This window comes from Streptococcus oralis (assembly GCF_001588645.1).
In the GTDB taxonomy this organism is placed as follows: Bacteria; Bacillota; Bacilli; order Lactobacillales; family Streptococcaceae; genus Streptococcus; species Streptococcus oralis_AB.
In genome coordinates this window covers 1-5243 of sequence record NZ_LAYF01000009.1, presented here as the reverse complement: position 1 = coordinate 5243, position 5243 = coordinate 1, and the positions used below count along the sequence as shown (strand labels likewise).

The 5243-nt window shown below is 49.4% G+C and carries 2 tRNA genes and 3 rRNA genes; all 5 read left to right on the top strand.

What is annotated here, in order from left to right:
• Nucleotides 1–50 precede the first annotated feature (50 nt).
• A tRNA-Glu gene (locus A0739_RS07390) sits at nt 51–122 on the top strand.
• Between the two features lie 231 nt (nt 123–353).
• Nucleotides 354–1902: ribosomal RNA gene (locus A0739_RS07385) — 16S ribosomal RNA — on the top strand.
• A 51-nt stretch (nt 1903–1953) separates the two neighbouring features.
• Nucleotides 1954–2026: transfer RNA gene (locus tag A0739_RS07380), tRNA-Ala, on the top strand.
• A 122-nt stretch (nt 2027–2148) separates the two neighbouring features.
• A 23S ribosomal RNA gene (locus A0739_RS07375) occupies nt 2149–5051 on the top strand.
• Between the two features lie 76 nt (nt 5052–5127).
• Nucleotides 5128–5243 (top strand): 5S ribosomal RNA (rrf, locus tag A0739_RS07370).
• The 16S, 23S and 5S rRNA genes sit together here with 2 tRNA genes alongside, the layout of an rRNA operon.

The window sequence follows — 5243 nt, the reverse complement described above, 5'->3', positions numbered from 1 at the left end:
CTTGACAAAGGTAAAAAAGTAGGTATAATAGAAAGAGTTGAAAAGCTCAAGGTCCGTTGGTCAAGGGGTTAAGACACCGCCTTTTCACGGCGGTAACACGGGTTCGAATCCCGTACGGACTATGGTGTATTGCGGTTAAAAAAACTTGAAAAAAGTTTAAAAAATCTGTTGACAGAGACAGGTAGCTGTGATATACTAATATAGTTGTCGCTTGAGAGAGATTGAGTGACAAAGACCTTTGAAAACTGAACAAGACGAACCAATGTGCAGGGCACTATAACTGAGGTTATAGTACTGAACAATGAAAAAAACAATAAATCTGTCAGTGACAGAAATGAGTGAGAACTCAAACTTTTAATGAGAGTTTGATCCTGGCTCAGGACGAACGCTGGCGGCGTGCCTAATACATGCAAGTAGAACGCTGAAGAGAGGAGCTTGCTCTTCTTGGATGAGTTGCGAACGGGTGAGTAACGCGTAGGTAACCTGCCTGGTAGCGGGGGATAACTATTGGAAACGATAGCTAATACCGCATAAGAGTAGATGTTGCATGACATTTGCTTAAAAGGTGCAATTGCATCACTACCAGATGGACCTGCGTTGTATTAGCTAGTTGGTGAGGTAACGGCTCACCAAGGCAACGATACATAGCCGACCTGAGAGGGTGATCGGCCACACTGGGACTGAGACACGGCCCAGACTCCTACGGGAGGCAGCAGTAGGGAATCTTCGGCAATGGACGGAAGTCTGACCGAGCAACGCCGCGTGAGTGAAGAAGGTTTTCGGATCGTAAAGCTCTGTTGTAAGAGAAGAACGAGTGTGAGAGTGGAAAGTTCACACTGTGACGGTATCTTACCAGAAAGGGACGGCTAACTACGTGCCAGCAGCCGCGGTAATACGTAGGTCCCGAGCGTTGTCCGGATTTATTGGGCGTAAAGCGAGCGCAGGCGGTTAGATAAGTCTGAAGTTAAAGGCTGTGGCTTAACCATAGTACGCTTTGGAAACTGTTTAACTTGAGTGCAAGAGGGGAGAGTGGAATTCCATGTGTAGCGGTGAAATGCGTAGATATATGGAGGAACACCGGTGGCGAAAGCGGCTCTCTGGCTTGTAACTGACGCTGAGGCTCGAAAGCGTGGGGAGCAAACAGGATTAGATACCCTGGTAGTCCACGCCGTAAACGATGAGTGCTAGGTGTTAGACCCTTTCCGGGGTTTAGTGCCGCAGCTAACGCATTAAGCACTCCGCCTGGGGAGTACGACCGCAAGGTTGAAACTCAAAGGAATTGACGGGGGCCCGCACAAGCGGTGGAGCATGTGGTTTAATTCGAAGCAACGCGAAGAACCTTACCAGGTCTTGACATCCCTCTGACCGCTCTAGAGATAGAGTTTTCCTTCGGGACAGAGGTGACAGGTGGTGCATGGTTGTCGTCAGCTCGTGTCGTGAGATGTTGGGTTAAGTCCCGCAACGAGCGCAACCCCTATTGTTAGTTGCCATCATTCAGTTGGGCACTCTAGCGAGACTGCCGGTAATAAACCGGAGGAAGGTGGGGATGACGTCAAATCATCATGCCCCTTATGACCTGGGCTACACACGTGCTACAATGGCTGGTACAACGAGTCGCAAGCCGGTGACGGCAAGCTAATCTCTTAAAGCCAGTCTCAGTTCGGATTGTAGGCTGCAACTCGCCTACATGAAGTCGGAATCGCTAGTAATCGCGGATCAGCACGCCGCGGTGAATACGTTCCCGGGCCTTGTACACACCGCCCGTCACACCACGAGAGTTTGTAACACCCGAAGTCGGTGAGGTAACCTTTTAGGAGCCAGCCGCCTAAGGTGGGATAGATGATTGGGGTGAAGTCGTAACAAGGTAGCCGTATCGGAAGGTGCGGCTGGATCACCTCCTTTCTAAGGATAAGGAACTGCACATTGGTCTTGTTTAGTCTTGAGAGGTCTTGTGGGGCCTTAGCTCAGCTGGGAGAGCGCCTGCTTTGCACGCAGGAGGTCAGCGGTTCGATCCCGCTAGGCTCCATTGGTGAGAGATCACCAAGTAATGCACATTGAAAATTGAATATCTATATCAAATAGTAACAAGAAAATAAACCGAAACGCTGTAGTATTAAAAGAGTTTATGACTGAAAGGTCAAAAAATAAGGTTAAGTTAATAAGGGCGCACGGTGGATGCCTTGGCACTAGGAGCCGAAGAAGGACGTGACAAACGACGATATGCCTTGGGTAGCTGTAAGTAAGCGATGATCCAGGGATTTCCGAATGGGGGAACCCAACAGGTACTACCTGTTACCCGCATCTGTTAAGGATGTGAGGAGGAAGACGCAGTGAACTGAAACATCTAAGTAGCTGCAGGAAGAGAAAGCAAAAGCGATTGCCTTAGTAGCGGCGAGCGAAACGGCAGGAGGGCAAACCGAAGAGTTTACTCTTCGGGGTTGTAGGACTGCAATGTGGACTCAAAGATTATAGAAGAATGATTTGGGAAGATCAGCCAAAGAGAGTAACAGCCTCGTATTTAAAATAGTCTTTGTACCTAGCAGTATCCTGAGTACGGCGGGACACGTGAAATCCCGTCGGAATCTGGGAGGACCATCTCCCAACCCTAAATACTCCCTAGTGACCGATAGTGAACCAGTACCGTGAGGGAAAGGTGAAAAGCACCCCGGGAGGGGAGTGAAATAGAACCTGAAACCGTGTGCCTACAACAAGTTCGAGCCCGTTAATGGGTGAGAGCGTGCCTTTTGTAGAATGAACCGGCGAGTTACGATATGATGCGAGGTTAAGTTGAAGAGACGGAGCCGCAGGGAAACCGAGTCTGAATAGGGCGCCTTAGTATCATGTCGTAGACCCGAAACCATGTGACCTACCCATGAGCAGGTTGAAGGTGCGGTAAGACGCACTGGAGGACCGAACCAGGGCACGTTGAAAAGTGCTTGGATGACTTGTGGGTAGCGGAGAAATTCCAAACGAACTTGGAGATAGCTGGTTCTCTCCGAAATAGCTTTAGGGCTAGCGTCGACATAAAGATTCTTGGAGGTAGAGCACTGTTTGGGTGAGGGGTCCATCCCGGATTACCAATCTCAGATAAACTCCGAATGCCAATGAATTATGGTCGGCAGTCAGACTGCGAGTGCTAAGATCCGTAGTCGAAAGGGAAACAGCCCAGACCACCAGCTAAGGTCCCAAAATAATTGTTAAGTGGAAAAGGATGTGGGGTTGCACAGACAACTAGGATGTTAGCTTAGAAGCAGCTATTCATTCAAAGAGTGCGTAATAGCTCACTAGTCGAGTGACCCTGCGCCGAAAATGTACCGGGGCTAAAACAATTTACCGAAGCTGTGGATACCTTTATAGGTATGGTAGGAGAGCGTTCTATGTGTGAAGAAGGTATACCGTGAGGAGTGCTGGAACGCATAGAAGTGAGAATGCCGGTATGAGTAGCGAAAGACAGGTGAGAATCCTGTCCACCGTAAGACTAAGGTTTCCAGGGGAAGGCTCGTCCGCCCTGGGTTAGTCGGGACCTAAGGAGAGACCGAAAGGTGTATCCGATGGACAACAGGTTGATATTCCTGTACTAGAGTATGTAGTGATGGAGGGACGCAGTAGGCTAACTAAAGCAGACGAATGGAAGAGTCTGTCTAAGCAGTGAGGTGTGATATGAGTCAAATGCTTATATCTATAACATTGAGCTGTGATGGGGAGCGAAGTTTAGTAGCGAAGTTAGTGACGTCACACTGCCAAGAAAAGCTTCTAGCGTTTAAACATACTCTACCCGTACCGCAAACCGACACAGGTAGTCGAGGCGAGTAGCCTCAGGTGAGCGAGAGAACTCTCGTTAAGGAACTCGGCAAAATGACCCCGTAACTTCGGGAGAAGGGGTGCTGACTTTAGGTCAGCCGCAGTGAATAGGCCCAAGCAACTGTTTATCAAAAACACAGCTCTCTGCTAAATCGTAAGATGATGTATAGGGGGTGACGCCTGCCCGGTGCTGGAAGGTTAAGAGGAGTGCTTAGGAGTAATCCGAAGGTATGAATTGAAGCCCCAGTAAACGGCGGCCGTAACTATAACGGTCCTAAGGTAGCGAAATTCCTTGTCGGGTAAGTTCCGACCCGCACGAAAGGCGTAATGATTTGGGCACTGTCTCAACGAGAGACTCGGTGAAATTTTAGTACCTGTGAAGATGCAGGTTACCCGCGACAGGACGGAAAGACCCCATGGAGCTTTACTGCAGTTTGATATTGAGTGTCTGTACCACATGTACAGGATAGGTAGGAGTCTATGAGATCGGGACGCCAGTTTCGAAGGAGACGTTGTTGGGATACTACCCTTGTGTTATGGCCACTCTAACCCGGATAGGTTATCCCTATCGGAGACAGTGTCTGACGGGCAGTTTGACTGGGGCGGTCGCCTCCTAAAAGGTAACGGAGGCGCCCAAAGGTTCCCTCAGAATGGTTGGAAATCATTCGCAGAGTGTAAAGGTATAAGGGAGCTTGACTGCGAGAGCTACAACTCGAGCAGGGACGAAAGTCGGGCTTAGTGATCCGGTGGTTCCGTATGGAAGGGCCATCGCTCAACGGATAAAAGCTACCCTGGGGATAACAGGCTTATCTCCCCCAAGAGTTCACATCGACGGGGAGGTTTGGCACCTCGATGTCGGCTCGTCGCATCCTGGGGCTGTAGTCGGTCCCAAGGGTTGGGCTGTTCGCCCATTAAAGCGGCACGCGAGCTGGGTTCAGAACGTCGTGAGACAGTTCGGTCCCTATCCGTCGCGGGCGTAGGAAATTTGAGAGGATCTGCTCCTAGTACGAGAGGACCAGAGTGGACTTACCGCTGGTGTACCAGTTGTCTTGCCAAAGGCATCGCTGGGTAGCTATGTAGGGAAGGGATAAACGCTGAAAGCATCTAAGTGTGAAACCCACCTCAAGATGAGATTTCCCATGATTTTATATCAGTAAGAGCCCTGAGAGATGATCAGGTAGATAGGTTAGAAGTGGAAGTGTGGCGACACATGTAGCGGACTAATACTAATAGCTCGAGGACTTATCCAAAGTAACTGAGAATACGAAAGCGAAGGTTTTCTTGGTATTTGATAGATATTCAATTTTGAGTAGGTATTACTCAGAGTTAAGTGACGATAGCCTAGGAGATACACCTGTACCCATGCCGAACACAGTAGTTAAGCCCTAGAACGCCGGAAGTAGTTGGGGGTTGCCCCCTGTGAGATATGGAAGTCGCTTAGC